Annotated in this window: 1 protein-coding gene; it reads left to right on the top strand. The window is 51.3% G+C overall.

What is annotated here, in order from left to right:
• Positions 1–88 precede the first annotated feature (88 nt).
• Positions 89–1,387: single-stranded-DNA-specific exonuclease RecJ (gene recJ / locus HW443_RS11275; RefSeq protein WP_219857252.1), on the top strand; the 1,299-nt coding region annotated here is incomplete at its 3' end.

The raw sequence follows: 1,387 nt of genomic DNA, 5'->3' as shown, positions 1-1,387 counted from the left end.
AGAAGAAAAAAGAAGAAAAAGAAAAAAGGGGCGAAGCCGAAGTCGAGGAAATAAGGCAGCCAGCGGTCTTGAGTTGCTATATTCTACCATGACCCGATACAACTGGATAGTTGAAGAGGTAGATCCTTCCTTAAAAAGGCAGATAGAAGAGAGATTCCATACCACCCCTGCCATCTCCGAAATAATTCTCAAAAGAAACCTGGCCGATAACCAGGCTCTCCGCAACTTCATCAGTTGCCCCATCTCTGAGCTCCACGATCCCTTCCTCTTACCCGCCGTGGCTCAGGCAGTGGAAAGGGTACTAGAGGCAGTTCAAAATAAAAAGAAAATAGTAGTCTACGGCGATTACGATGTAGACGGGATCACCAGCACTTCCCTTTTGGTGGAATTCTTGAGAAAACTTGATGCTCAGGTGGGTTATTATGTGCCCAACAGATTTGATGAGGGCTACGGGCTGAACGAGGAAGCAGCGGTAAAGCTGGCCGGCAAGGGATACAGTCTGTTGATTGCCGTAGATTGTGGAACTAACTCCTCCTCGGTACTAGCAAGGGCTCGGGAATATGGCCTGGAGGTGGTGGTCTGTGACCACCACAATCCTCTGGTCTCCCCGGAGACAGGGGCCATCATCGTTAACCCTAAACTGCCAGGTTCACGCTATCCCTATCCAGAGCTGGCAGGAGTGGGAGTGGTATTTAAGCTTATCTCCGCCCTTCTGTCCGCTCTGAAGGATAGCCAGAGATCCAGGTTTCCTTCTAACTTTCTGACCCAGACCCTGGACCTGGTAGCCCTGGGGACCATCTGTGACGTTGCTCCTCTTACCGGGGAAAACAGGATCTTGGTCAAAAGGGGACTCAGCCTGCTGGCCCGATCCAGGCGGCCGGGGTTGGTGGCTCTGAAAAAGGTGGCTGGGCTGGAGGGTAAAAAGATTGGCACTTACGAGGTAGGCTTTCTTCTCGGTCCTCGTCTGAATGCCGGGGGCAGAATGAGTAGCGCCCTGAAGTGCGTACAGCTTCTTCTGGAACAAAATCTGGAGCGAGCCCTTAAGATCTCCCAAAGATTAGATGAGGAGAACCGGAAAAGACAAAAAATTCAGGAAGAAATAGCTCTTGAAATCGACCAAATTTTGGAAACTGATGCGTCTTGGGAAAAAGAATGCGGCCTGGTCCTTTTTTCTGCGGACTGGCACGAAGGAGTGCTGGGGATAGTAGCTTCCCGAGTGGCCAAAATGCAGCGGAAGCCCACTGTTCTTCTCACTCAAGCTGGAGATATGTGCAAGGGCTCGGCCCGCAGCATCGAGAGCTTTGACCTTTTTCAAGCTCTATCCGGATGCCAGCATCTTCTGGATGGTTTCGGTGGTCACAGACTGGCCGCTGGCCTCAGAATGAGG

It is taken from the genome of Candidatus Hakubella thermalkaliphila, from assembly GCF_013281975.1.
GTDB lineage: Bacteria > Actinomycetota > Humimicrobiia > Hakubellales > Hakubellaceae > Hakubella > Hakubella thermalkaliphila.
The sequence above is the reverse complement of the archived record's forward strand: the minus strand, read 5'-3'. Positions and strand labels throughout refer to the sequence as shown.